The sequence below is a fragment of the Sulfitobacter aestuariivivens genome (genome assembly GCF_014763045.1).
Taxonomy (GTDB): domain Bacteria; phylum Pseudomonadota; class Alphaproteobacteria; order Rhodobacterales; family Rhodobacteraceae; genus Sulfitobacter; species Sulfitobacter aestuariivivens.
The window spans coordinates 720,512-746,845 of the sequence record NZ_JACTAG010000002.1 but is presented as its reverse complement, the minus strand read 5'-3'; the positions used below and the strand labels follow the sequence as shown (position 1 = coordinate 746,845).

At 57.8% G+C, this 26,334-nt stretch carries 25 protein-coding genes; 13 read left to right on the top strand and 12 right to left on the bottom strand.

The window, feature by feature from the left end:
- Positions 1 to 11: 11 nt before the first annotated feature.
- From gspK to gspG, 5 genes are read right to left on the bottom strand one after another with little or no spacing between them, the layout of a single operon-like run.
- Positions 12 to 926, bottom strand: coding sequence for a type II secretion system minor pseudopilin GspK (gspK, locus tag H9Q16_RS13490; RefSeq protein ID WP_191075948.1), 915 nt, complete (start codon positions 924 to 926; stop codon positions 12 to 14).
- Positions 923 to 1,588 (bottom strand): type II secretion system protein GspJ, encoded by a 666-nt coding sequence (locus H9Q16_RS13485; protein ID WP_281403135.1) that lies wholly within the window; start codon positions 1,586 to 1,588, stop codon positions 923 to 925. The genes gspK and H9Q16_RS13485 overlap by 4 nt, the downstream gene beginning before the upstream one ends.
- Positions 1,585 to 1,962: a type IV pilus modification PilV family protein gene (locus H9Q16_RS13480; RefSeq protein ID WP_191075947.1), complete on the bottom strand. Its 378-nt coding sequence runs from the start codon at positions 1,960 to 1,962 to the stop codon at positions 1,585 to 1,587. Before H9Q16_RS13480 ends, H9Q16_RS13485 begins: the two co-directional genes overlap by 4 nt.
- Positions 1,947 to 2,441, bottom strand: a complete 495-nt coding sequence (locus tag H9Q16_RS13475) for a prepilin-type N-terminal cleavage/methylation domain-containing protein (RefSeq protein ID WP_281403134.1) — start codon at positions 2,439 to 2,441, stop codon at positions 1,947 to 1,949. Before H9Q16_RS13475 ends, H9Q16_RS13480 begins: the two co-directional genes overlap by 16 nt.
- Positions 2,426 to 2,911, bottom strand: a complete 486-nt coding sequence (gspG, locus tag H9Q16_RS13470; protein WP_191075945.1) for a type II secretion system major pseudopilin GspG — start codon at positions 2,909 to 2,911, stop codon at positions 2,426 to 2,428. Before gspG ends, H9Q16_RS13475 begins: the two co-directional genes overlap by 16 nt.
- A 102-nt stretch (positions 2,912 to 3,013) precedes the next feature.
- Between gspG and H9Q16_RS13465 the strand changes: the two genes are divergently transcribed.
- From H9Q16_RS13465 to H9Q16_RS13430, 8 genes are all read left to right on the top strand, one after another.
- The gene (locus tag H9Q16_RS13465; RefSeq protein WP_191075944.1) at positions 3,014 to 3,784 is read left to right on the top strand and encodes a prepilin peptidase; all 771 of its coding nucleotides are present in this window, start codon (positions 3,014 to 3,016) and stop codon (positions 3,782 to 3,784) included.
- A 102-nt stretch (positions 3,785 to 3,886) separates the two neighbouring features.
- The gene (locus H9Q16_RS13460) at positions 3,887 to 5,497 is read left to right on the top strand and encodes an SEL1-like repeat protein (protein WP_191075943.1); all 1,611 of its coding nucleotides are present in this window, start codon (positions 3,887 to 3,889) and stop codon (positions 5,495 to 5,497) included.
- A complete protein-coding gene (locus tag H9Q16_RS13455) occupies positions 5,497 to 6,684 on the top strand; it encodes an SEL1-like repeat protein (RefSeq protein ID WP_191075942.1) in 1,188 nt (395 codons plus the stop codon). Before H9Q16_RS13460 ends, H9Q16_RS13455 begins: the two co-directional genes overlap by 1 nt.
- A 154-nt stretch (positions 6,685 to 6,838) precedes the next feature.
- Positions 6,839 to 7,306, top strand: a complete 468-nt coding sequence (locus H9Q16_RS13450; protein ID WP_191075941.1) for a hypothetical protein — start codon at positions 6,839 to 6,841, stop codon at positions 7,304 to 7,306.
- Positions 7,307 to 7,360: 54 nt separating this feature from the next.
- Positions 7,361 to 8,569, top strand: coding sequence for a tail fiber domain-containing protein (locus H9Q16_RS13445; RefSeq protein ID WP_191075940.1), 1,209 nt, complete (start codon positions 7,361 to 7,363; stop codon positions 8,567 to 8,569).
- Positions 8,570 to 8,701: 132 nt separating this feature from the next.
- On the top strand, positions 8,702 to 9,535 hold the full coding sequence (locus tag H9Q16_RS13440) for a sulfotransferase (protein ID WP_191075939.1): 834 nt from the start codon (positions 8,702 to 8,704) through the stop codon (positions 9,533 to 9,535).
- A gap of 108 nt (positions 9,536 to 9,643) precedes the next feature.
- Positions 9,644 to 10,315: a methyltransferase gene (locus H9Q16_RS13435; protein WP_191075938.1), complete on the top strand. Its 672-nt coding sequence runs from the start codon at positions 9,644 to 9,646 to the stop codon at positions 10,313 to 10,315.
- A gap of 22 nt (positions 10,316 to 10,337) precedes the next feature.
- Positions 10,338 to 13,424, top strand: a complete 3,087-nt coding sequence (locus H9Q16_RS13430; RefSeq protein ID WP_191075937.1) for an FG-GAP-like repeat-containing protein — start codon at positions 10,338 to 10,340, stop codon at positions 13,422 to 13,424.
- 81 nt (positions 13,425 to 13,505) lie between these two features.
- Here the strand turns inward: H9Q16_RS13430 and H9Q16_RS13425 are convergent, their stop codons facing one another.
- Genes H9Q16_RS13425 through H9Q16_RS13410 form a run of 4 tightly spaced genes read right to left on the bottom strand, consistent with a single transcriptional unit; the run spans position 13,506 to position 16,955 of the window.
- Positions 13,506 to 14,261, bottom strand: a complete 756-nt coding sequence (locus H9Q16_RS13425; RefSeq protein ID WP_191075936.1) for a LamB/YcsF family protein — start codon at positions 14,259 to 14,261, stop codon at positions 13,506 to 13,508.
- Between the two features lie 3 nt (positions 14,262 to 14,264).
- Positions 14,265 to 15,293, bottom strand: coding sequence for a 5-oxoprolinase subunit C family protein (locus H9Q16_RS13420; protein ID WP_191075935.1), 1,029 nt, complete (start codon positions 15,291 to 15,293; stop codon positions 14,265 to 14,267).
- Positions 15,290 to 16,027, bottom strand: coding sequence for a 5-oxoprolinase subunit B family protein (locus tag H9Q16_RS13415; RefSeq protein WP_191075934.1), 738 nt, complete (start codon positions 16,025 to 16,027; stop codon positions 15,290 to 15,292). Before H9Q16_RS13415 ends, H9Q16_RS13420 begins: the two co-directional genes overlap by 4 nt.
- On the bottom strand, positions 16,020 to 16,955 hold the full coding sequence (locus H9Q16_RS13410; protein WP_191075933.1) for a hypothetical protein: 936 nt from the start codon (positions 16,953 to 16,955) through the stop codon (positions 16,020 to 16,022). Before H9Q16_RS13410 ends, H9Q16_RS13415 begins: the two co-directional genes overlap by 8 nt.
- A gap of 166 nt (positions 16,956 to 17,121) precedes the next feature.
- Here H9Q16_RS13410 and H9Q16_RS13405 point away from each other — a divergent pair, with 166 nt between their 5' ends.
- Positions 17,122 to 17,832, top strand: coding sequence for an aspartate/glutamate racemase family protein (locus H9Q16_RS13405; protein WP_191075932.1), 711 nt, complete (start codon positions 17,122 to 17,124; stop codon positions 17,830 to 17,832).
- 26 nt (positions 17,833 to 17,858) lie between these two features.
- Here H9Q16_RS13405 and H9Q16_RS13400 read toward each other — a convergent pair whose 3' ends face one another.
- Positions 17,859 to 19,460, bottom strand: coding sequence for a GMC family oxidoreductase (locus tag H9Q16_RS13400; RefSeq protein WP_191075931.1), 1,602 nt, complete (start codon positions 19,458 to 19,460; stop codon positions 17,859 to 17,861).
- Between the two features lie 120 nt (positions 19,461 to 19,580).
- Here H9Q16_RS13400 and H9Q16_RS13395 point away from each other — a divergent pair, with 120 nt between their 5' ends.
- The 4 genes from H9Q16_RS13395 to H9Q16_RS13380 all read left to right on the top strand — a co-directional run bounded on the left by H9Q16_RS13395 (position 19,581) and on the right by H9Q16_RS13380 (position 23,989).
- A complete protein-coding gene (locus H9Q16_RS13395; protein WP_191075930.1) occupies positions 19,581 to 20,813 on the top strand; it encodes a TRAP transporter substrate-binding protein in 1,233 nt (410 codons plus the stop codon).
- A 107-nt stretch (positions 20,814 to 20,920) separates the two neighbouring features.
- Positions 20,921 to 21,766 carry a TRAP transporter small permease gene (locus H9Q16_RS13390; RefSeq protein ID WP_191075929.1) on the top strand — a complete coding sequence of 282 codons (846 nt, stop codon included), beginning with the start codon at positions 20,921 to 20,923 and terminating at the stop codon, positions 21,764 to 21,766.
- A gap of 1 nt (position 21,767) precedes the next feature.
- On the top strand, positions 21,768 to 23,162 hold the full coding sequence (locus H9Q16_RS13385) for a TRAP transporter large permease (protein ID WP_191075928.1): 1,395 nt from the start codon (positions 21,768 to 21,770) through the stop codon (positions 23,160 to 23,162).
- A 53-nt stretch (positions 23,163 to 23,215) separates the two neighbouring features.
- Positions 23,216 to 23,989 (top strand): IclR family transcriptional regulator, encoded by a 774-nt coding sequence (locus H9Q16_RS13380; RefSeq protein ID WP_191075927.1) that lies wholly within the window; start codon positions 23,216 to 23,218, stop codon positions 23,987 to 23,989.
- Here H9Q16_RS13380 and H9Q16_RS13375 read toward each other — a convergent pair.
- A complete protein-coding gene (locus tag H9Q16_RS13375; protein ID WP_191075926.1) occupies positions 23,969 to 25,195 on the bottom strand; it encodes a winged helix-turn-helix domain-containing protein in 1,227 nt (408 codons plus the stop codon). The two genes, H9Q16_RS13380 and H9Q16_RS13375, sit on opposite strands and share 21 nt — an antisense overlap.
- On the bottom strand, positions 25,192 to 26,229 hold the full coding sequence (locus H9Q16_RS13370; RefSeq protein ID WP_191075925.1) for a LacI family DNA-binding transcriptional regulator: 1,038 nt from the start codon (positions 26,227 to 26,229) through the stop codon (positions 25,192 to 25,194). Before H9Q16_RS13370 ends, H9Q16_RS13375 begins: the two co-directional genes overlap by 4 nt.
- Between the last annotated feature and the right edge of the window lie 105 nt (positions 26,230 to 26,334).

The window sequence follows — 26,334 nt, the reverse complement described above, 5'->3', positions numbered from 1 at the left end:
GGGGGCGCGCATCAAGGGTAGAGGCTGGTACGCCAATAAACTGATGTGCCCGAGGGCGGGCCAAGGCGCAGCAAGACGGTGGTGCGGTTGGCGGTGTTGCCACCAAGCACAGCGGTGCTGTTCACACGAAACCAGACCGATCCCACCGCGAACCGCCCAAAATCGAGGGTCTCTTCAATGTCTTCGTCTGACGCAAGCTGCAGTTCAGAGGTAAACTCATCAACTGATGTGAAAGGGCGCGTGTCGCGACGTGCCAGAATTTGCAGTATCGCACCGGCAGTGATCTGTGGGACCATGCCGACCAGGATGTCGGGATCGACCGTGTTGACGTTGATGGCGCTGTCACCCGGAAGGACGGTGGCGATCTGGTGCAGACGGGCAAAGTCGTTATCCGACAATGTCGGAATATCGCGCAATTGCTCCATCAGCAGCAATGCACCACCCACCGGATCAAGCGGTGGGGTCTGGGCGTCATAGGGCGCGCGGTTCGGTGGGCCCCCCCGCTGCATGAAGTCTCTGACAGCAGAGCCGATTTGCGGCGACAGCCCCTTGCGCTGCAGCAAGCGATCAAAGGTGTCAGAGGCGTGTGCATTGCTTTGATCATTCAGCCAATTCAGGTTGAACAGGCTTTGCAGATCAGTGATTTGCCCGGCGATCTGGCCCCGATCCAGCGGCACATTGTAATCTGCACGCGCCCAGTCTTCGCGCGGGTGATCTGCTGCGCCATTTGCGCGATCCGCGTTCAAAATGGTAATGGCAAGAGCGTCGAAAGCATCCAGGTAATAGCCCAATTGGGTCGATGTCTGACCCACTTCAAGGCGCAGGCGCCCCGTCTCAGCCCGGGTCAGGAGCAGGGTCGCGGCCCCCGCAAGGGCCGCAACGATGATCAGCGCATTGATCAGGACAAATCCGCGCGTGCCGGTCATTTCAGCGTCTCCAGCAGCCGCAGCGACCCATGGCTTTCGGTCACAAGGGTGACTTCGATAGCACTTGGGATCAGGTCGGAATAAACTTCGGGCGCACCGCCCGCGACGTCACCGTCGGAAGACCCCACAGGAGCCGCAGAGAAAGGGCTCGCGATACCGGTCTGCCAGCCTGCGCCGGGCCAGAAGCTGCGCACGGTCATGCCAGTAACGCCGTTCATCACGGCGATTTCCGGCGACAGGGCTTGTGGACTGGCAGGAATGAGCGTCTGCCAGGCGCGGCGGTGCAGGGTGGCGCTGGTCTGGTCCAGCCGCCATTCCACGCGTTCGATCCGGCCGCCGGGTCTGACCCCTTTAAGATCGGGCTGCCCCGCGACACTGAATGCCAGACGTGTGCTGCCATCTGTAAGTCGGATTGCAGATTGTGGCGCCGCACGACCGGGCGGAAAAAACACCATCGGCATCACCGCAGAAAGGTCGTTGCGCAAGAGCCCCAGCGTCTGACCCAATGCGGCGGTCTTATCATCCATCGCCACCAACCGGTCTCGCATGCGCAGCATGCCCGACAGGCTTTGCACACCCATCACTGCGATCAACGCAAAAATGGCCATGGCGACGACCAGTTCGATCAGACTCATGCCTTTTTGGTCGTTTCGAATACTCAAAATCCTGACCCTCGCGCGAGGTAGATGACCAATACCGCGCCGCCGCCACGCTGGGCGCGGGCGTTTATGGTTGCCTCTGTCAGTCCGGCTTCGGTCTGTTTCGTGGTTGTTGAAAGGGTCACATCCTGTCCAGCCAATGTGACCACCTCTGGCAGAGTGGCGGCGCCTCTGACCCCGAGCAATTGCAGTTCTTCTGCGCGATTGCGCGCGGCAAGCTGAGCCAGTATCCGGTCTTCGGCGCCGCCGATGGCAAGCCGGGACTGATCCGTTGCTCGCAGTGTCGCGACGGTACCCAGCGCCAGGATCAGAATTGCGACCGCCAATTCGATCAGCGTCATGCCACTGTCCGGCGCGCCGTCTACTTTGCGTCGCATGTCAGGCCCGTCCAGCCGTCGCTGCGGCATCTGCGAGTGGACGCCGCGCCATCGGTAAAAACCACGTCAAACGCGCTGCTTTGTCCGGTTGCGAGCATGATCAGATCCGGAACAGCGAGGGAACCGGCGACAAGGCGAGGTTCCACATTGGCAATGGTAACCTTTCCTGCCCAGGCACGGGTCGGTGCGTTGATTTGCCAGCCTGTCGCCGTTCGCCGGGCAAACCCAAGCCCCTGCGCCGTAATCCGGAGCCCGCGCGTGGCGCGGCCCTGGATCGCCAGGTTGCGTTGGGTGTCAAACTGGGTGCGAAACCATGCCATATCCGCATCTGGTGCGGGGGTGATGTTTCGGATGGCGGTCAAGCTGGCCCCGACGGCCAGAACGGACAACACGGTAGTAACAACAAGGAGTTCAATCAAGGTCACACCAGCGTCCCGGTGCGCGCAATCATATTTATGAGGCGTCAGCCTTGTGTCCATGACCCGATGTCTGCGTTCGCGCCTGAACCACCCGCTACGCCGTCTGCTCCGTATGAAAAGATATCAAAGTCGCCGTGCACTCCTGGCGACAGATACTGATAGGGTTGGCCCCAAGGGTCCATGGGGACGCGGTCCATATACCCGTTGGCTGACCAATTTTTGGGCGCGGGGTCAGTTGTGGGTTGCGTGACCAGCGCCGCAAGCCCCTGTTCGGTTGTTGGATAGGTGAAATTGTCGAGGCGATACAGGTTCACCGCACTTGAGATAGCAGCAATATCAGACTGCGCCCGCGCGGCGCGGGCCTGATCGGGGCGGTCAATAACACGTGGCACGATCACCAGCGCCAGAATGGACAGTATCACAACCACAACCATCAGTTCCAAAAGGGAAAATCCGGCGTCCTTTTCTGCATCCCGACGATTGTCTGATGCCGGCGTATTGACAGTGGCGATCTGCGCGGAAGAGATCATCAACAGGGTCCTTCTCAAGTTCACGACATGATATGGGCGGGATGCAGCACTTGTCTATCCGATGTTTCCACAAGCGGCGCATTGGTGGCGCCTGGAGGAATTTTGCAGAGCGACCTTTATCTGAGCCTTCTGCTTTTGCTGGTCAGTCCGGCGGTGGGATCATTCCTGGCAGTCATGATCGACCGGTTACCGAGGGGTGAAAGCGTCGTGCGCCCCAGATCTGCCTGCCGCACGTGCGGTGCGCTTTTGCGGGTCGGCCAGATGGTGCCCTTGCTGTCGTTCATTGTGCAGCGCGGGCGCTGCGCGTCCTGCGGCGCCGAGATACCGTCGTGGGTCTTTTATGTAGAACTGCTGGCATTGGGCAGTGCCGTTCTCGCGTTGGCGCGGGGCGGCGATATTCAGATTGTCTGGCTTCACGCACTTTTCCTTTGGCTGCTGATTGCTCTTGCAGGGGCTGATTTGCTTTGGTTTCGGCTGCCGGATGTGTTGACCGGCTGCCTTGTCCTGACCGGTTTTTTGATTGCGGCGCGGCCGGGTGGACTAACGCTGAGTGACGCAGCGCTTGGGGCAGCGGTTGGGGCGGGTAGTTTTCTTGCCTTGCGTATTGGGTATCGCATCATGCGTGGTCGCGAAGGGCTTGGGCTTGGGGACGTCAAGCTGATGGCGGGGCTGGGAGCCTTTGCAGGTTTGTATGATCTACCTCTACTGGTGCTGATTGGGGCGCTCATTGCCTTGTCTGTCGCGGTGCTCCAACGGATGCGGGCCGCGGATGCGCTGGCTGGGCAGCGGGCGATACCCTTCGGCGCAGCCCTATGTGCAGCGGCAGCGGTGCTGTGGGTGCTGGGCCTGCCGACACTCAACGGTGGCTGGTGAATTGACATCACTTTTATGCTGAGTAAGTTTCTGATTGATTTAACAGATTATCCTTTGACCGGTGCGTGATCAGCCGTCGCGCCCCTACTGATAGTGAGCCACATGCCCGATCAATCCCTTCCATTTGCCGTGATCTTGTTAACTGCCGCAATCGCGTTCGGGTCACCCGCGGGGGCGCAGGATGCGTCCCAAACACCGCAGGCCGAGGCGGTGCTGGATATGGAAGCAATTGAAAAAGCCTTTGTCGCGCGGGATTTCGTGACCGTGCGCAAAGGACTGGAGGCTTTGGCTGCTCAGAGTGACGATCCCCTTGTCCAGTACCGGCTTGGTCGTGCGCTGGTGCAGGGGCTGGGTGGCCCTGCAGACCGGGTCGGCGCCATCGCCGCACTCGAAAAGGCAGTGGCGCAGAACCATGCGCCTGCCAGCGTTCTCTTGGCGCGCATTTTCCTGGCGGAGGGCGAGTTTTATCGCCCTGAACGCGCAGCATCCCTCCTGGCAGCGGCCGCGCCCCGGGGGAATGCGGAAGCGCAATATCGTTTGGGTGTTCTGCTGAGCACCGGGGTGGGGGTGCCGCAGGATGTCACTGCGGCCTTCAACTGGTTTCTGGCGGCCAGCGAAGCGGGAAACAAGGAAGCGCAGTATGAACTGAGCAAGGCGTATTCACGCGGTCAGGGAACGAAAGAGAACGTGACTGAAGCGCTGCGCTGGCTGGAAGAGTCGGCAGGCGCCGGTCACTTGCAGGCGCAATATTTCCTCGCGAACGCCTATGAAAATGGGCCGGAAGCATTCCGGGATGCCGGGCGGGCGGTGGATTGGTATCGGCGGGCGGCAGAAGGTGGATTTGCAATTGCACAGCGTACACTGGGTACAAAATACCTGACAGGTGATGGCAGTCTTGCACCTGACGCGACCGAGGCCGTGCGATGGCTTGAGGCAGCGGCAGAGCGCGGCGATCCGGGCGCCGCGCAGAACCTTGCAATCGGATACCTCAGTGGTGAGGTTTTGCCGCAGGACGACCAGAAGGCGGCCAAATGGTTCGAACGCGCTTCAACCTCCGGTCTGGGCCGTTCCTCTCTGGCGTACGGACAATTGCTGGAGGCAGGCCGCGGTGTGGAGAAAGATTTCGAGGCCGCGATAAAGTACTATGTGAAAGCTGTTTCGGAAAGCGAGAAGCGCGCAGCACTTTTGCTTGGTAGAAAGGCGGTTGCGGGCGAATTAGAGGGGTACATGGCCGCGCAGACGGCTGTCCCCCTTGTGGGTCTCGTTTTGCAAGAAGAGTCGGATGAGGCCGCGCGCGACTGGCTGCAAGAACAGGCCACCGCCGGAAACCGCCCTGCGCAGCGCCAATTGGGGCTTTGGTATCTGGCGCAAGAGGATGGCGCAAAAGATGCCGCGCCTCTTCTTGACGCGGCGGCCTGGGCCGGGGATGTCGAAGCGCAATTTCAGCTGGGTAAGCTTTACACAACGGGCACGGGCGTATCCCTTGACTACGTTTCGGCACATAAATGGTTGAATGTCGCAGGCGCCGCCGGTCATTCCGAGGCGCTTGAAATGCGCGCGGTCGTGGCCAATCTGATGACCCCTGACCAGGTCGCTGAGGCGCAGTCCGGCGCAAGGGAGTTTTTTGCAACTGCCAGAGATCGTACGCCGCAGACCGATCAAATCGTCCGGGACGCAGAAGGCAATGTTGTCTCGTCGGGTACGTCAGACTGATGCGCGGATTGTCCGCACTCCTGCAGGTATTGCTGCTGTGTCTGGCAAGCACCGCATTGTCACAAGAGTCTGAGCTGTCGCTTGAGAATCTGTTGGAACAGGCGGAGGCCGATCCTGCGGCAGCCCATCAGCTTGGTCTGCGGTATCACGCTGGTCAGGGCGTTTTGCAAAACTACACGACAGCTGCAGCGTGGTTTGAAAAGGCCGCGTCGCAAGGTTTTGCCCCTGCGCAGAATATGCTGGCACGCTATCTTTTCGAGGGCTTTGGCGGTGATGCTGACCGTGCCCGCGCGCTGACCCTCTTTCGAAAAGCCGCACAATCGGGCACACCCCAGTTTCTGTTTGACCTTGCAAAAGTGCTGGAGACCGATCCTGAGACCGCGCCCCGTGCCGCAGAGCTTTATCAGCAAGCGTCTGATGCAGGGATGATCGACGCGCAGGTCAGCTTGGGCGTGCTCTACCAAGAAGGCATCGGCGTAAAGAAGGATCTGGCGATTGCGCGAAGACTTTATGAGCCTGCGGCTGAGGCAGGCCATGCACGTGCGCAGAACAATCTGGGTTTGCTATATGTGCGCGGGGAAGGTGTGGCGCAGGATTATGAGCGCGCTGCTGCGCTTTTTCAGGCCGCCGCCGAGCAGCGTCTGGCGCGTGCCATGACAAACCTAGGCGTTCTTTACGAAAATGGTTTTGGTGTTCCTGTCGACGAAGAACGTGCTGCTGAGCTTTACCGCATGGGCGGCAATCAGCGTGCGGTGTCGGAAGGCCAGAACGCGGCGGGGCCGCGAATTGCCTATGACGCGCGCTTGCAACCACCGGATCTGACGGAAGAGGGTCTTGAGACACTCAAAAAGGCCGCTGCGGCGGGCGATCCCGTTGCGCTGTTCCAAATGGGGTGGTTGCAGACCGGGGCAAATGACACGATTTCGGGTGATATGCGCGCGGCAGCGCGCCTCTTCAGGGCCGCCGCAGAGCGAGGACACCCCACAGCGATGCGCAATCTTGCGGTGCTTTACCTGGATGGTCTTGGTGTCCCGCAGGACTATGTGCTCGGGCACATGTGGTTGCTTTTGGCCGAAAAAGGCGGTGACCCGGGCAGCGTGGCGTTGCGGGTGGAAATCGCGGAGGTCATGACATCTGGTCAAATCAACGAAGCCCAAAGACGTGCCGCAGACAAGCCCAAGGATTGAGGTTGATTCTCGCGTGAGTTGTGCACCTCCAGGATGTATTTCTGACTTGGATTACTTGGATTTTTTCGTTGAAAAGCAGACTGTTTCCGATATTTTCGGCGTAGGAAGTTGCTCTGATTGGTGTAGTTGTGTTAGAATTTAACAATTGAAGCGAATGCATTTCAGAATCGACTTGAGTAAACGATTTACCTGTGGGGCTTTCCGTATGAAGCTAACTTTGAAAAGTTTGACAATCATTGCCGCCGTGACTTGCTCGGGCGCTATTGCAGAGACCAGCCAGGCCCCCGTTCAGCAGCATAATTCGAACGCACTGTGGTTCGAGAACTGGCAGGGGCTGAGCAATGCGATCATGAAAGTCACCGATCCGAACGGCAAATTTTCCACCATCGAAGCTAAATCAGGCACCCCTGTATTCCAGCTGCAGGCAGGTGAGGTCGTGGACGGTATTTACCAATACGAACTCTCGGCTGCGACTGACAAAACACAGAAGATCGTCAACCAGGTAGATAATGGCCGCGGCGACGCAGCACGCGATTCTGTTGCGGTGCCATTCAGACTGAGCGGTCGATTCGTCGTATCCCGGGGTGTGATCGTCACGCCCGAAGAGATCAAAGAAGAGTAGACGCGCCGTTCGGCGGGTTTCGTTAAATTATTAATGCCCAAAAGGGAGGGACATATGACCAAGCTAAAAGAGCGCATGTTGCGCAATACGGCATTTGCTGCAGGAGCATTGGCAATTTCGGCCAGTGCCGCATTTGCGGATCAGGTTTTCTTTGATGATGTGATTGTCGATGGTTCGCTTTGCGTGGGACTTGACTGCGTCAACGGGGAAGTCTTTGGCTTCAACACGATCATCATGAAGGAAAACAATACGCGCCTGAGGGCCCTCGACACCTCAGCTAGTTCAGGCTTCCCGACAACTGATTGGGTTTTGCTATTCAATGAATCCGCCAATGGCGGCGCGAACAAATTCTCGGTTCAGGATCTCGATGCACCCAGCCTCATATTCACACTTGAAGGTGGGGCTCCTGCCGATTCGCTGTATGTCGATGATGGTGGACGAGTTGGTTTTGGTACGGCGAGCCCGGTCGTTGAGCTTCACGCGGTAGACGGTGATACACCAACTCTGCGACTTGAGCAGGATGGGAGCAGCGGCTTTAGCAGTCAGACCTGGGACGTGGCGGGTAACGAGACGAACTTTTTTGTTCGCGATGTAACGAACTCCAGCACGCTGCCGTTCAGAATCAGACCGACCGCACCAACCAGTTCGATCGATATCGCGGGAGATGGCGATGTGGGCATCGGTACTGCTTCGCCGAGTGAAGCGCTCCACGTCCTTCGCACCAACGGTTCTGCCAAAGTACTGATCGAAGAAAACAGCGGGACAGAGGCCGCGCGCGGGTTGCTGGAAATGCGCAACAACGGGACCACGTTTTTCTCGCTGGTTGATGAAAGCGCTGGCGGGGAAACCTGGAATATTCAAAGCAATTCGGGCGAGTTCCGCTTTACCAATGCGACTGGTCCGGGAGTCGAGCTGGCGATGACCACCGCCGGTGATATGACGATCTCGGGCTCGCTGACCCAGAACTCTGACAAACATGCAAAAATGGCGATCGTGCCGGTTGATCCCTATACGATCCTGCAGAAGGTTGCTGAGCTGCCGGTTTCCAGCTGGACCTATAAGGATAATGCTGAACTGGGCATTCGCCACATCGGACCTATGGCACAAGACTTCTATGCAGCGTTCGGTACCGGAGCGTCGGACACGGGTATCTCATCGCTTGACACAAGCGGCGTCGCCCTTGCGGCAATCAAGGCGCTGGCCAGCGAGAATGCAGAGCTGAAGTCACGGCTGGCATCGCTGGAACAAAAACTGGCGGATTGATCCGGTTCCAAATTGATATGACCGGCGACGTTCGCGTCGCCGGTTTTTTTGCCTCACTGCTCGTATGCGCGTTGACGCGACATGCAGCTCAGTGTGAAGCTGAATCCATGTGTGAAATCTTGAGAGCCGATCATGTCTAGTGCCCCGGTTGCTGTAGGCGGGGTCGGGGGCAGTGGGACACGGGTCATTGCGCATATCCTTGAGTACTGTGGTTTCTTCATCGGATCTGATTTGCCAGAGACAATGGATACGGTCTGGTACGCGGCCCTGTTTGGCCGCAGAAATGTGCTGTTGGACGATAACGATTCGTTGCAAGATTTGGTGCAGTTGTTTTTCCGACAAATGGCTGAGCCCGCACCCCTGACCCCGTCGGAACTTGACCGCCTCAACGCATTGAAAGACTACCCCCGTCACCAGCACACACCAGACAAAATTTCAGAGTGGCTTGATGGTTTCATCAATCATTGTACCACCGGAACACCTGCGGAGCGTTGGGGATGGAAGGTGCCCTATACGCACGTTCTGATCGACCGACTAATGGCGTGGCATCCGACATTGAAGTATGTCCACATTTCCCGAAACGGTTTAGATATGGCGTACAGCGCAAATCAGAATCAACTGGGCAAATGGGGTCCGATTTTTCTCAATAGAGAGGTCGACATCGGCCCGCGCGACTCTCTCAAGTATTGGTGTGCTGTTCAGCGGCGTGTTGCCAGTGCCAAAACCCGCCACCCGGATCGCATCTTTTTGCTAAGCTTTGATCGTTTGGTCGAGGATCCAGTGACATGGATCAGTCAGTTGATTGATTTCCTCGGCGTGCATCTGGATGCCGAAGATAAAGATACGCTTGCTAGCTGGATCAACCCGCCCCGCAGTGTAGACAGACATAAGGCGCATGACATTTCTGTGCTAGACCCCGAAGATGTCGCCTATGCACAGCGATGCAACGATTGCATTCTCACTTAGATAGTCAGGCTCTGATAGATGACGGACCACGTTGACGCCACCGACCTGGAAATCGAAATCCTCGCTACGCGAGAAAGTCGCGCGGGTTCTGAAAACCGACGCGCCTACGTGGGCCCCCCGGCCCAATATGACTTTATGGGGGCGACACAGTTCAATTTACTGACGGGACTTGGGCTGCGCGAAGAACACAGTGTTGTGGATATCGGTTGCGGGTCTTTGCGATCCGGACGTTATTTGCTGCAATATCTTTTGCCGGGCCGGTACACAGGAATTGAACCGAACAGCTGGCTTTGGGAGGAAGCGATTGAGCGGGAGATTGGTTCGGACCTTGTTGAGCTCAAAAAACCAACGTTCCTGGATGAAGCAGACTTCAGAATGACTGGCGTAGCTGATGGCAGTGCTGACTATGTCATCGCCCAATCCATCTATTCCCATACCGGGGTGGACTTGCTTGAGACATCCTTTCAGGCCGTAGCGCGATCGTTGACCCCCTCGGGCCAGTTTCTGTTTACAGCCATTCTTCCTGACGATGCTGCGGCAGCCAGTATGCAGCGCGGTTTGGAGTTTGATGGTTGGCTCTATCCACAATGCCTGACCTTCAGCGGGTCGGATGTAGAGGCTGAATGTGCCAAGGCTGGGCTACACGTGCAACGGCTGCCGTGGTATCATCCTCGTCAAACCTGGTTCCGTGCCACACTTAATCCTGATCTTCGGATGACCCAAGATATGTTTGCGACGCTTGGAACCGGCAAACCTCTCTTTGACAGCAGGTTTTCTTAAACGCCGGAATTTCCCTAGTTTCATGCAGATCATTCATCACCAGCAAAAGGTACGCTTCTTCATCGCAGGCCTGATCCTAATCGTCCTTGCCTATCTCTTCTGGACGGGCTCGCGCTATCCTGCACTTGATGAGAAAGCGATGATGTCAGGGGCGATCCAACTGGAGGATTCGCTGAGCTTCGAGGCCGCGTTTCCCCTGACGGATGATATGACACTTTTGCAGCGGATCTTCTGGTCCACGCTCAATTGGATTGACACCAACAAAAAGGGCATGACCTTCGGCGTTCTGTTTGCCGCTTCCTTTTTGACCGTCGCGCCTTATCTGCGCAGGCGAAGTTTTCGCGGCGGGTTTGCCAATTCCTTTCTTGGGATGGTGATCGGTGCCCCTCTGGGCGTTTGTGTCAATTGTGCCGCGCCGATTGCGAAGGGGATGTATTCGGCGGGCCTGCGCGCTGAGACCACGCTGTCGGCGATGATCGCCTCGCCCACACTGAATGTCGTCGTGCTGACCATGCTGTTTTCTATCCTGCCGTTTTGGATGGCTGTCACCAAGATCGTGCTAAGCCTCGCGGTTATTCTGGTTGCTGTGCCGTTGATATGCCGGATGCTGCCGCAGGTGGAACTGCCGGAAGAAGAGATCATCTGCAACATCTCCCCGCCCGGGCAAGAGACTGTGCAAGGTGCCCGTATGGGTGAAAACCCCGCCTTTGCGGTTATTGCCGTTGCGCGCGAGTACCTGCGCAATCTGTGGTATATCGTCAGATTGACAGTGCCCCTCATGTTGCTGGCCGGGCTGTTGGGGGCCACCGCAGCTACGCTATTGCCACAGGAGCTGATTACCGGTTTGGGGTATTCGCTGTTTGCCCTTGTCATTATCGCCGTGGTCGGGCTTTTCCTTCCGGTGCCCATTGCCTTTGACGTTGTGGTCACCGGAGCTTTGCTGAGCGCAGGGCTGGCGCATGGCTATGTCATGGCGCTGCTGTTTACGCTTGGGACGTTCTCGGTCTACTCCTTTTTCATCGTGGCGCAGGCCATTGGCCAGCGGGCAGCCTGGCTGCTGGCTGCAGCGGTTGCGGCGCTTGGGATCCTCGCTGGTGCAGGTGCACAGGCCTATTATGAATGGCAATCGGCGCGGGCTTTGGAAATGCTCCTGCAGGGCGATGCCACGCCGCGCGCCCCACCACTTTTCATGGCGGCGCATGCGGATACGGTGTCGGGTCTTGCTGTCACGTCGGCTGATGCTGACAGGATCAAAGTCGAGGCACGACCACTTGCCCCGTTGTCGCCGGTGTCTGAGACTGCTTTCACCCGCCTGGAGGCGAACGAGATCGGGATCGACAAACCGCTGGAGTTTTCCTTTCGGGATATGTGGCCGCCCTTTTGGGAAGGGCGTGCTGTTACCTCGGGAGATATCGATCGTGACGGTGATTTGGATATTGCGATCGCGTCAACCGAGGTCGGCCTTTATCTTTATGCGAACGATGGGGCGGGGAAATTCACCCCTATAGAAGTCGATCTGGGCCCGCTGAAGGACGCGCATGTGTTTCAGGCGGTGCTGATTGATGTGGACAACGATGGCTGGCTGGATCTTTTTCTGGGAACTTACCTGCAGGGGAATTTTGTCTGGCCCAATGTTGAAGGGACGTTTGGTGCCGCCGCTCTGATGGAAGTGAAGGGGCGCGGAGATGAGGTCATGGCCCTGGCCCTTAGCTTTGCGGATGCAGATCGGGATGGTGATCTTGATCTGGCTTTGGGTAACTGGGCTGCCGGCTGGTATCGCCGTATTCCCGGAGAAGAGTCGCGCAACCGGATCATCTGGAACGATGATGGCGCGCTGTCAGGCGAACAGGCCATGGATTTGCCGGGGCTTCCGGGAGAAACGCTGAGCATCCTGTTTACGGACCTTGATCTTGACGGCGCGGCGGATCTGATCGTCGGTAACGATTTTGATATCCCAGACTATTTTTATCGTGGCGACGGGGCTGGCGGATTCAAGATGATTGATCACGCTTCGGGGCTGATACCGCATACAACAACGACGACCATGGCGGTTAAATCTGCTGATCTATCCAATAGCGGCGCGCCTGATATTTATCTGGCTCAAATTGCCGGACGGTCGTCGGGCGTGTCTGAGACGCTCAAGATGCAGTCGCTTGATGTCTATTGCGATGGGATAAATGACGTCGATGCCCGAGCGGTTTGTCTAAAGAACATGAAGATCAAGAGCTGGTACAAATCGGGCAATAATTTCGATCCGACCTACGCCAAGAACTGCCAATCCTTGGAGGGTCGGTACAAGGACGAATGTCGCGCCATGCTGGTCAAGGATCTTGCAATCCAGAAAAAAGATCCAAAAGTCTGTGGGCTGATCCCTGCGGGTCAACTAATTCCGCGTGCTTATTGTGACGCGCATTTCCTGCCTGTACGCCAGCCCACGGCAGAAGAGATTGAGCTGACACATCCGCAGATCTTGCGGTCCAACGTATTGCTGGACTGGTCAAATGCCGCGTACGTCGATCGGGCCGAGGATGTTGGTCTTGATGTCGGCGGATGGAGTTGGGATACCAAGATCGCCGATTTTGATCACGACGGCTGGCAGGATGTATATATCGTCAATGGCACTTGGGTGCCGAACGAAGTCTCGCCCTCAAACCTGTTTTTCCACAATCAGGGTGATGGAACATTCAAGGAAGCCTCGGGCCCTTTTGGTCTGGAAGACTATCTGATGACTGCCGCCGCGACCACGTTTGACATGGACGGGGATGGCGATCTGGATATGCTGACCCACCCCGTGAACGGTCCTTTGGTGGTGTTCCGCAACAATACCCAAGTGCCGGGGATCGTGTTTCAACTGATTGATGAAGTGGGGAACCGCGACGGTGTCGGTGCGGTTCTGACGCTGACTGATGAAGGTGGAATGACGCAGATGCGCGAAGTGCAGGTTGGCGGTGGTTTCATGTCATTTGACGCGCCATTGGTGCACTTTGGCCTTGGAGATAAAGGGCGAGCCACTCAGTTGGATGTACGCTGGGCGACCGGTGATGCAACGGTTATCACGGGCCCGTTGGAGGCTGGTCTGATTTACACGGTGCAGCGGTTGCCCGAGTGAAGGTGCCAACCTTAGGCGGCGTGAGCACCGTATTCCCTCTTGCGCAGGGTCAGACCCCGGCGCGGCGGTTTACTGATGCCCCTAAAAACACCGCAGCTCTATCCCCGCCTGTTTCAGGGTATCCCTGACAGATCCTGCAATCTGCACTGCCTCTGCGGTATCTCCATGCAGGCAGATCGTGTCGATCTGAGTTGGGATGTGCTTGCCGCTTTCGGTTATGATTGCCCCGGCCTGCACCATATCCACCATGCGTTTTCCTGCCAGTTCCGCATCATGGATGACCGCCCCCGGCAGTGACCGATCCACCAGCGTTGCATCGTCGTTGTACGCGCGATCTGCGAAAATCTCCCCTGCCCAGGTGCAGCCCAGTCTTTTGACAGCCCGTTGCTGCGCTGTCGCGGCCAGCACCATGACGATCAGGTTCGGGTCGACGCTGAGGGCGGCCTCGTAGAGGTCATATGCCATTTGTTCATCTTCCGATGACATGTTTGAAATCGCTCCATGCAGCTTGATATGACGCACCTTCGCACCGACGCTGCGGGCCATCCCAACACTTGCAGCCACCTGATAGCGGATCTGGTTCTGCAGCGTCCCACGCGGCACGTTCATGCGATTGCGTCCAAATCCCGCTATGTCCATAAAGCCCGGATGTGCGCCGATGCCGACGCCATTTTGATCGGCCAATGTCATTGTGGCGGCCATCACGTCGGCGTCGCCCGCGTGTCCGCCGCAGGCGATGTTCGCGGAGGTGACGATGTTCAGCAAGGCCTCATCATCGCCCATTTTCCACGCGCCAAAGCTTTCACCCATGTCGGCGTTGAGATCTACGAAAGGCATTGTTCAGGTTTCCTTGTCGAAGGGGTTTGCGCGCGCAGAGATAGCACCGCTTACCAATTGATAGCTTAGAAGATCGCGCATCTTTGCAGGGTCGCGGACCAGCGGTGTGACATTGCGGGGAAGGGCCTTCAGCATTTCGGTATACCGTTGCTGGGTCGCAATGGCAGTGTCCATATCCATAAACTCAAACCCGATCGCGCTGCCTGCGGGCGCTTGGGCAACGCGTGGCAGATCGCAGGGGATCACTGTCCCGATGCGCGGATACCCGCCTGTGGTCTGGCATTCGCACATCAACACGAAGGGCGCTCCGTCACCCGTCAGCTGTATGTCGCCTGGAACAACTACTTCGGACACGATGCTGAGGGCCCCTTGGGTCGTGAACCCGGGGCCGACATGGTCCATGCGCACGCCCATGCGATTGGCACGAGGATCGCGTTTGAAAGTTGTTTCGCAGAACCGTTCCAGCACTTCGGATGCGAAAGATCCTGTTTGCATTGAGGCCACGCAGCGCAGCGCGCCACCGGAAAACCGGTTGTCGCGGGGCAGGGTCATGGCAATGGTCCGTGATGTGTCGGGGCCAACGGGGAGGGCGTCATCGGTTTCAAGTGCGCGCCCCACACCTGCGCGAAGGTGTGTCGCGCGCGCGCCCAGAACAGGTTCTGTCGCGATGCCGCCACCAAGGTGCAGATATCCATAGCTGCCTTCCCGCGCGCCACCGATAGTGAGTGTCGCGCCAGCGGGCAGAATGTGGCTGGCATTCCAGACCAGCGGTTCGCCATCGATGCTGGCGCTCATGGCGGCACCGGTCAGCGCGATGCGCAGGGTTTCATCGCACTGAAAGCTGCTGCCCGTACCCGCCATTTCGATCGCAGCACAGGTTGGAGGCTGACCGAGCAATGCCGCGCCCTCGTAGAGCGCCAGCGGGTCCATCGCGCCAGCGACTGTCAATCCTTGTGCACGATAGCCGGGGCGACCAAGATCTTGGACACTTAGGGTGGGACCGCCCTGAAGGATGTGCAAGGTGCGGGTCATCTGATCTGCTCTCGCTCCGCGCCGCCATTTCCAGAGGTGTCGTGTTCTCTGATCCGAAGTAATTCCGCGCGGGATACACTGGGAAAGATCAGTTCGTCCCCTGGCGTGAGGGCAAAAGGCATGTCGCTGGCCGGACGGAAATTCTGAAAGGCCGTTTGCCCGATGTGTCGCCAGCCTGTGGGCGAGGCGTTGGTAAAGATGATCAACTGCCGGATGGCGATGACCAGTGACCCCGGCGGAACTGATTTCGTGAGCGCCTCCTGCCGCGGGATATTCCACGTCTCGGACAGTTCGCCCATGTAGGGCTGGCCCGGCGCAAAGCCGATGGTCAGAACCCGAACACGAGAGGTGGAAAGCTCCTTGATTGCCGTATCCGGATCAACGCCAGCAACTTCTGCCGCTTCTTCCAACTGGGGGGCGAGGTCGGTGCCATAGACCGTTGGGACGTGCCACAAAGTACGCCCCTCAGGCAGGGGGGCGGCGTACCAATCACGGGTAGCAAGGTGATTTTGGACGCGCTCCTTTATGAGTGCGGCTGGTGTCTCAGCAAGATCAACCTCGATGAAAGTGGACACCAGCGATGTGCTGGCCTCTGTCACCTCGGGCCAAGCTTGCGCGGCTATGTCCGCGCGAAAGGCGAGGGCGGCACGGTTTGCCGGCTCGCTCATTTTTTCGGCGAATGTAACCAACACGCCCGAGAGGCCAACCGTGCGGATGATGGGCCATTCAGTCATCTCGCAAAGCCCAATCGTAGAGCCGCGGCAGCAATATCGGTGTCAGATACATTGGCAGTTGCCAGCAGCCGATATAGATCATCAGTGGGGCGATGATGTCGGGCGGCAATGCCACGAGAAAGATCGCGATGTTGCGGTTGCCCGCGCCAATCGCCAGCACACCGGCCACGTCCCGCAGACCACTGCGGCGCAGAACGAGCAGCGTCACGAGTTGAAGGCCATACCCGATGGCAAAGGCAAGCAGCGCCCAGCGCAGGGCCAGCATTGGATCGCTGCGCAGGGCGGGATTTAGTGCAGCCATCAGGCCAACCACTACAAGGGCAAACGCAAGCACCGACAATCCATCGAGCGCTTTGGTCTGGGACGCAGTTGGTGCCGGAAAGAAGACCGCGCGCAGTCCAAAACCCAGACCCGCCGCGATTACAATTACGCCCAGCAATCGCAGGGCTGCCATGACAATCTGCTCTGCGGGGCCCAGTTGTGGCAGCACCCAAAGGATCGGCAGGACAGTCACCGGGAAGGCCGCGGTGCCCAAGACAAGTATCTGCATCATGCGCCCAGCGTCGAGCTTCATCATCAGGGCAAGGTTTACACTGCCCGTGATCGCGGGTGCGGAGGCGGTGAGGATGATGGCAAGGGCCGCCGGCGTATTGTGCAGGCCTGCCAGATAAAGCAGGGCGAAAAGGACAAGCGGCACCAGCACCTGCAGCATGACAACTGAGCCGACACCCCATGTCAGATCCCGCGCCGCGCCAAGGGCCGCGCGATGGCCGATACGCAGGGTCGTTGTGGTCAGCAGTAGCGCGACCATCAAGGGCAGCCACGGCACCATGGCGGCTGCAACTTGTGGCAGCAAGAGACCGGCCAATAATCCCAGGATCAGGCACAGGCGCGCATGCGTGGAGGCCAGCCAGAGGAGACGGATCATCGGTGTGCCCCGTCACGTCTTGTACAAAAGCAGCGTCTGGTCGGCGCGCGTCAGGCAGGCGTGGCAGTGATTCCTCATGTGCGCAGTCTTGCACAAACTCGCGCCTCTGCAAGGCAGGAGGTTCGGCCGCTTGCCAACGGCCCGACGCCTCGTGCAAGGTCGGGGCATGAATATACAATCGTCATCGTCAGAGCGGGCAAGGTTGGGGATCCTGATGCTTGACAGCACATTTCCCCGAATTCTGGGAGATGTGGGAAATGCCGATACATGGCCTTTTCCAGTACGCTACGCCATCGTCCCCGGCGCAACGCCGCACGCCGTCGTGTGCGAAGACTCAGAGCCGTTCGTGCAGGCCTTTATCGAGGCGGGGCGCGGTCTTGTGGCTGAGGGGTGCACCGGCATCGCGACCACCTGTGGTTTTCTGGCCCCCTTGCGGTCGCGCCTTGCCAGCGCGCTGGGCGTGCCTGTCGCCGCCTCGTCGCTTGAACAGGCCCCCCAGATCGCCGCGTGCCTTCCTGCTGACAAGAGGGTCGGGATACTCACGATCTCTGCGTCTACCCTATCGTCTGCATTGCTGCAGTCCGCCGGCGTGCCGCCAAAGACGCCGGTTCAAGGTGTGGACGGTGGCAGTTTTGCAAAGTGTATTCTGGGTAATGAGACAAGGTTGGATGTCGCCGCTGCCAGAGCGGAGATGGAGGCAGGGGCAAAGGCATTGGTGAGTGCGCACCCAAATGTCGGTGCGATCCTGCTGGAGTGTACCAATATGGTTCCCTATGCCCAAGATATTCACACGGCAACCGGGCTGCCGGTGCATTCAATCTACGGCTATCTGCGCTGGTTTCACCAATCTTTGGCGCCCTCGCATTTCGACAACTAGCAACCGCCAATCAAAGCTGAAACGTTTCAGCCGCGCGCATCTTCCAAAATCAGCTCGCTCGCTTTTTCACCGATCATGATCGCCGGCGCGTTGGTATTGCCCGAAACGATCTCGGGCATGATAGAGCAATCGGCCACCCGCAGGCCCTTGATCCCGTGAACTCGCAAACGGTTGTCCACAACCGCGTCCTTGCCATTGCCCATCTTGCAGGTGCCTGTGGGATGATAAATTGAGGCTGTATTGTTGCGGGCCCAATCCAATGTCTGGTCGTAGTCATCCATCGGCAGGTCCGCATGTGGGCGGTACTCTTTACTGATCTTTGTGTTCAGTGGCGCATGGCGGGCAATCGTACGCGCAATTTTCACACCTGCCACGATCGTGTCGCAGTCCGTCTTGGTGCTGAGGTAATTGGGAATGATCTTGGGGTAGTCCCGCGGCTTGGCTGAACTGAGCCTGATCTCGCCTTTGCTTTCGGGCCGCAACTGGCAGACCGACATCGTGAAGGCGGAGAATTTGTCAGCGCCTTTGCCCGGGTTTTCTGCAGACAGCGGCTGCACGTGGAACTGAATGTCTGGTGTTTCGAGGTCGTCGCGGGTTTTAAGGAAACCGGTGGCGAGGCTGGCCGCCATTGTCATGGGACCCGCGCGGAACATGAGGTACTTCAATCCGATCTTGGCCTGGCCAAGGTAGCTTGACACCTCATCATTGAGCGTTGGTTCGTTGCACTTGTAGACCAGTCGGGCCTGCAGGTGGTCTTGCATGTTTTTGCCCACGCCGGGCAGATCCTGTTTGACCATGATGCCGTGTTCACCCAACTGCTCTGGTTCACCAACGCCGGAAAGCATCAGCAGCTGCGGAGAGTTGATGGCGCCGCCACACAGGATAATTTCGCGCGCTGCATGGACGGTCTGTTCGGTGCCGCTGCGGTCTGTGTAGGTAACGGCCTTGGCTTGTCCGTCTTCGATCATGACCCGGTCCACTTGCGCGTGGGTCACGATTTCCAGATTGTCGCGCGATCGGGCAGGATTGAGATATGCCACCGCTGCCGAGCATCGGCGCCCATTGCGTGAAGTCAGCTGGAAGAAACCAACGCCCTCCTGATCTTTGCCATTGTAGTCGGGATTGAACTTGTATCCCGCGGATTGGGCCGCCGCGACCCAGGCGTCCGTGATCGGGCGTTGGATGCGCATGTTTGAGACCGACAATGGGCCCTGGTCGCCGTGGTATTCATCGGCCCCGCGTTCATTGTTTTCCGCTTTTTTGAAAAGTGGCAGCACATCGTCCCAGGACCAGCCCCGGTTGCCCATCTGCGCCCAGCGATCGTAGTCCTGCGCCTGTCCGCGGACATAAAGCAGCCCATTCAGAGATGAAGACCCGCCCAAAACCTTACCGCGTGGCCATTCGATCGACCGGCCGTTTAGTCCGGGATCGGGCTCCGTTTTGTAGCACCAATCAACGCTCGGATTATGGATCGTCTTGAAATAACCCACCGGGATATGGATCCACGGATTCCAGTCGCGCCCCCCCGCTTCGAGAAGAATCACTTTATTCTTTGGGTCCGCGCTAAGCCGGTTCGCGACCACACAGCCCGCTGAGCCTGCACCAACAACAACGAAATCAGCGTTCATTTTACCGTTTCCCCCAAGATGGATGAAGAAAAGTCTATACAGATGCCCGAAATCATACTAGCCTTTTTTGAAACAAAAAGTCTCAATAATGGACGATACAACTCAAACGGGAGGAACCACATGAGTGTACAAGACAAACTAAAAGGCATTTCACGCCGCGACGTGTTCAGACTGGCTGGCCAGTACGGCATGTCCTCGACCCTGCTGGCGGCCGGGTCTTTCGGCGGAGCGATGAGCCTTGCCAATCTCGCGTCGGCGGCAGAGTCGACCTACGAGAAACGGTTTGCCAAGGAGGCCAAGCACACACTGAAATTCGGTGCGGCTGGCTTTAACGCCCGCAACCTGCTGATCGAACGTGCTGGCGCATTGGAGTTTGCCCGCGACCTGGAAAGCCGCACCGATGGCGAGATCCGTGTCGAGTTCATCGGCGACAACCAGATCTGTGGCCAGGTATCCTGTGTCGAGAAAGCACAGCAGGGGATCGTCGATATCTATGCGGCTTCCACACAGAACTCTGCCGGGGGCGCGCCGTATCTGAACGTGCTGGATTACGCGTACATGTTCCGTAACCGCGCGGACCAGTATCACTTCCTTTACAGCCCTGCGTCGCAGAAACTGCTGCGTGAACCCTATGAGCGTCGTCACGGTCTGAAATTCCTGTTCAGCCACGCTGAACTGCGCGGGATCCAGCTGGGTCTGGCATGGGAAGACAAGGAAACTGTCACTTCTGTTGAGCAGCTCTTTGGCACCAAAAACCGCGTGACGGGCACACAGCTGGGTCGCATCGCGATGACCGCGCTGAACCTGAACCCGGTGCCGGTGGCATGGGAAGAGACCCTTGATGGTCTGAAGCAGGGCCTGATCGATGGTGCGGAAACATGGGCATCTGCCGTGGCTTACGCCAACATGTCGCCTGTTGTGTCCCAGTCAGTTCACCTGAACTTTTTCTGCGGTACTGAGCATACAGCTATGAACGCTTCTGTGTTCGACGGCCTTGGCGGTGAACTGCAGGATGCGGTGATGGAAAGCTCCTATTGGGCGCAGACACATGTGCAGGCCGCAAACGAAGCGGCTTTGGTCAAGACGGTCGGCTTGTCCGATCCGATCCTGCCCGGCACAATCTTTGCCGAGAACAATGTGCGCAACGCATTCCTTTCCGACGCCGAAATCAAAAAGGCCGAGGAAATGTGTTCACCCGAATATCAGCCGCAGCTCTGGGAAGAGTGGCGCGAGCGGATCAACGGTTGGGCCGGTGGCATCGACACCTACCAGGAAATCTATGACGAAGTGCGGACTATCCCAGGCGATACACTGCCTGAAAACGTCGAGCCTCGTCGCTGGTGGAAAGCGTAACGTACGCCTAAGCTACTCAAGCCGGCCTCGAACGGGGCCGGTTTGTTTGTCCAAAGAATGCGAAAACGCATCATCCGGACATCGGGACATCAAGGGAGGGACACCAGATGTCGATCTGGTCAGACGCAGTCACTATCGTCACAGCGACGTTGAGTGGCGACATCAATTTCAAAGTTGTGCAAGCCTACCGCTCTCCGGCGGCATGGTACGTTTTTGGTTTGATCACTTTGGTCGGCGCGGTGTTGTTCTACTACCGTGAACGATGGGCTGAGCGTTTCGAGGAACGGCTCGGCTATTCGGTGACCAAGTTTACCCACCCGATCATTGCTCTGATGCTTGTGATTGGTCTTTCCGCTGCGTTTCTGCCGCCGGTGGCACAGGTCTTGTCGACGATCACAGGCGATAATCTGGGTCTGATCGTGGTTTTGATCCCCATCCTGTTGATGCTGATCGAGCGTACGCCTGAGCGCACGATCGTGATCTATTGCTATATCGTGATGGCCGCGATCATCTTTATCGGTGTCATCCAGCGCTTTGTCTTTTCTGTGCAGGTGCCATGGTCGACCACGATCCCGCCGCTGCTTTTCATGGTGATGGCTTGGTACGGGGCGGCTTTCAACGTGCGTCTTCGCACCCACCTTAGCTTTACGGAATTCCGCACCAAATTCGGACCCAAAGGCCAGCTTTTCTGGCTGACGTTCGATAACTTCCTCTGGATTCTCTTTTGCATCATTGCCGTCACCACGACGAGCCGCGTGACCGTAAACACCTATGATAACTTTGCGATCGTGCTGGGTACTGATGACATCATGCGGTGGTGGTTCCTTGTGACGATGCCGGTCTGTTTCACGCTGCTGGCGGCACGTGCGCTTGAGAACATTGTGGAAGACTTTGCCCGCTATCGCCGAGGCGATGTGCTGATGGAGCAAGCCGTGATCGGGGGGGATACCTAAGATGACCGACGGAACATGGATCACAATTATCTCTTTAGCCGTGACGTTCCTTTTCATGATGGGAACGCCGGTTCTGCTGATCATCTTCTACTGGGTGGTGGGCTGCAGCTTTGTGCTTGACCTTACGCTCGACAACACGGGCGCTGAGTTGCTCAATGTCTTCAAAGACGGATTTGCCCTGATGGCGATGCCGCTCTTTATTCTGACGGGTGACCTGATCAACAAGTCGGGAATCGCGAAACGCTTGTCGGATTTTGCCTATGCCTGCCTAGGCTGGTTAAGAGGCGGTCTTGCGATGGCGTCCTTGGGCGCGTGCGGTCTTTTTGCTGCGATTTCGGGTTCAAACTCAGCGACGACCGCGACCATTGGCTCAATGCTCCATCCTGAGATGGTCAAGGGCGGCTATGATGAACGCTTCTCTGCGGCAACTGCGGCGGCGGGTGGTACGGTTGGGATCATCATCCCACCGTCGATTATCTTCATTGTCTATGGTTTCCTGATGAACTTGCCGATCTCTGATCTGTTCATCGCGGGCCTGGTGCCCGGTTCGCTGATGGTCCTCGCGATGATGGTCATGTGCTTCATTGTTTGTTCCATCAACGGCTGGGGCTACCTGATCAAGCTCTCTTTCTCCCGTGTGTTGAAAACGGGTATTGGCGCATGGCTGGGCTTTTTCGCCATCGGCCTGGTCCTTTGGGGCATCTACACCGGCAAGTTCTCTCCGACAGAAGCTGCGGGTGTGACGGTGGGCTTTTGTATCATCGTTGCCATGCTGAGCTACCCGGCCAACAAGGTACTGGGGATGAGCCCGGACACGCCGATCGAGGAAAAGTCGGTCACATCCATGTTTGTGGTCGAAGGCTTCACCCTGCGTGAGATTCCGTCGATCGTTGTACGCTCAGCGCAGATTTCCGGCATCCTCGCCCCGCTGATTGCGGTGTCTGTGGTGATGCAGCAGATCCTGTCCCTTTTGGGTGCACAAGAGGTGATTGGCGGGTTTGTGACCGGGATGGGTGGCTATTATCCCGTGCTCTTTACCGCGATGGCGATTGTCTTTGTCGCTGGCATGATCCTGGAATCGCTGCCAGTGACGATCATCCTTGCACCTATCCTTGCGCCGATTGCGGCAGAGGTTGGCGTGGATCCGATCCAGTTTGCGGTAATCTTCCTTGTGGGTGCCTCTATCGGGTTTATCACGCCGCCTTATGGTCTGAACCTTTATGTTGCCTCGGGCGTGACGGGCGTGCCGTACTTCCGGCTGCTGCGCTATGCGACCATGTATCTTGTGTCGCTGGTGGCGGTGTGGTTCTGCGTGGCGATCTTCCCGTCACTCAGCAAGACCTTGTTGCCCGGAGGCGGCATCTATGAGCTTCTTACTGGCGGCGGGGGCGGTTGATCCCACTGGCATGTTGCCCTAGATCAACTCCGACATAAGGAGACATACTTCTAATGGCGGATGCCAGCAGGTCTGAAAAGACGATCCCAACCAACATGCGCCTGTTGCTGCTGCTTGAGGAAATTGCTCGGGTGGGTGTCCCTATGACACCCACCGCAGCAAACGAGGTTCTGGGGCTGCCCAAGCCCACCATTCATCGGCTATTTCACCGCCTCGAAGAAGAAGGTTTTCTGCAGCGCGATATTGATGGTCGGTCCTATGCCGCAGGTCAGCGCTTGCGCCGGATGAGCGTGAACGTCCTGTCGTCTTCGCGCCTGCGCACGGTTCGGCTGGCGGTCCTCAATTCCCTCACAGAAGATGTGGGTGAGACCTGCAACCTTGCCACGCCGGATCGTGAGGGGATGGTCTATCTGGACCGGGTTGAAACCAAGTGGCCCCTGCGTATCCAGTTCCCGGTGGGAACCGTGGTGCCGTTTCATTGTACGGCAAGTGGCAAGATGTATCTTTCATCCCTCGCGCCACATCTGCTGGCCAAATATCTTTCAAGCGCCCTTCTTGATCAGCACACGCCTTTTTCACTGACTGATCCGGCCAACCTGCAGGAAGAACTGGAAAAAACTCGCGCGCGTGGGTTTTCTGTCGACGCTGAGGAATTCTTGGAGGGCATGGTAGCTGTAGCGGTTCCGGTTCTTGATGATCTTGGCCGCCTGACGTCCACGCTGTCGCTGCATGCGCCGACCCAGCGCGTGAGCCTGTCGACGCTTGAACAACACCTTGACCGGCTCAAACAGGCGTCCGCAGATTTGTCAGAACTGATGCTGCGCTGAATCGCGCATCCATCCGTCCTCGAACGCGACATTTGCCACGCCCGCCAGCCGCGTGATCCTGTGAACCTCAGCTTCAAATGCGCGTTGTCGTGCGGTGCCCCAGCGTACCCTTGGTTCAGGCCATACAGCGCGGACGCGCAGACAATCCTGATCGCGGAAAGCTTTCATATCAACGCGCCCCACCAATTTGTCTCCCTGAAGGATAGGAAAAACATAATAGCCGTAGATGCGCCGCGGCTCTGGCACGAACATCTCGACCCGGTAGGTGAAACCGAATAGCCGCTCCGCTCGCTTGCGGTCTCGCAAAGCAGGATCAAAAGGGCTGAGGATACGCAGCCGTTGCGTCGGCGGTGTTTCAAGCGCCGGATCCTCCAAGGCCTCCGGCCGGATGTAGCTGGATTTGAAACTGCCGTCTTCGCCTTCGACGTCCACTTCTATCAGAAGGCCCGCGGCACATTCTGCCAAACACCAGGTCTTTGCTTCGGCTGGGCTGATGTGCGCCCAAAAGGCGGCCAATTCGCCATGCGTTGCAAAGCCAAGCCGCGACAGCGCCTGATCACAGCACCATGCGATGGTTTGTTCAGCATCAGGCATCGCTGCGGGCGCGGTCAGGGTCTCGTCCAGCACGCGCTCGGTCAGGTCATAGCGTTTCTTGAAACCGTCCCGGCCGACCACGGTCAAGGCCCCGCTGCGCCAAAGATATTCCAGTGCGGTCTTGGAAGGATGCCAATCCCACCAGCCGCCGGACCCCCGCTTTTCGTCCTTGCCCACATCTGAAGAACAGCATGCACCATGGTCGCGAATATGGTTCAGCACTGACTGAAACTGCGCTTCAAATCCCTCTCTGCGATCCTTGCTCCAACGGCCGCGCAACCGCTGTGCATCACGCGTACGTCGCAGATGCCACCACCGATAATACTCCATCGGTATCACCGCGGCATCGTGGGTCCAGTGCTCAAAGAGTGCCTTGTCCTTTTCATAGAGCCGCTTGAGGTCGTGCGGCCGATAACGCGGTTTGCGGGACCAAAGGATAAGATCGTGGGCCCGTGCAACGGTGTTGATGCTGTCAAGTTGCACAAATCCCAGCGCCTCTATCATGTCCAACAGCGCGGTACCCGAGGCAGGTCCCTTCGGTGTGTCCGCCAGCAAATGCCGGTCCATAAACAAGCGGCGTGCCGAAATGTTGTCCAGTCTTGGCCGCGTCATCCCTTGCGGCGACGGCGCAAGGTATCGCCGTATGACAGAGTAGGTGTAAGTGTCTGCTGACGTGGCTCGCCCTCATCCTGGGTGTCGCCGATATCGCTCATTACAATGCGCGCGGCAGTCTGCCCGATTTGACGTCGGCAGGAATCCATTGTGGCCAACTGACGTGGCAAACCCTGCAACAGCTCAACCCCGTTAAAGCCTGCAAGCCCGATCGTTCCGGGAACATCAATGCCCTGATCGATAAGCCATAGCAGCCCGCCCGCCCCGATCATGTCGTTGGAATAATAAAGAAAATCCAGATCAGGAGATCGCTCAAGCATCTCCTGCGTCATCTCGCGCCCTTTCGCAAGCGCAGAGCCGCCCGAGTAGAATGCACGGTCCTCGATCTCGACCCCGGCCTTGGCCAGCCCCTCAGTGAACCCTTCGAAGCGTTTGCGCGCCCGATGATCCAGAGGCATCTTGGTACCCATGAACCCGATGTGCTCGTATCCTTCCTTGAGAATTGCGCGGGCTGTCTCGCGGCCTGCGCGGCGGTGGCTGATGCCAACCATCGCGTCAATGGGCTTTCCATCGGTATCCATGATCTCGACTACGGGGATACCGGCATTGCCCAGCATGGCGCGTGTCGCATCCGAATGCTCTAGCCCGGCAATGATCACGCCAGATGGCCGCCAAGAAAGCATTTCGTAAAGAACGCGCTCTTCTTTCTCCGGCAAATAGTCAGTCACGCCGACAACCGGCTGCAGAGGGGTGTCCTCCAACGTCTGGTTGATGCCGTTCAATACTTCGGGAAACACCATATTGCTAAGCGAGGGAATGATCACTGCCACAAGATTGACCCGCTGCGATGCAAGCGAGCCGGCAATCTGGTTGGGCACATACCCAAGCGTCTTTGCCGCCGCCAACACCCGGTCGCGCGTTGCTGCGGACACATCGCCGCGATTGCGCAAGACGCGACTGACCGTCATCTCCGACACCCCGCAAGCATCAGAGACATCCCGTAGGGTCAGTGGCCGTTTGGAGGTCGTGGTCAAATTTCAATTCCCAATAGCTACGCCACCAGTTAGCGCGAACAGCGCCTTGCGTTCAAGCGGATCAATCTGACAATGACAACCGATGCTGACTGAGCTAGAAATTTC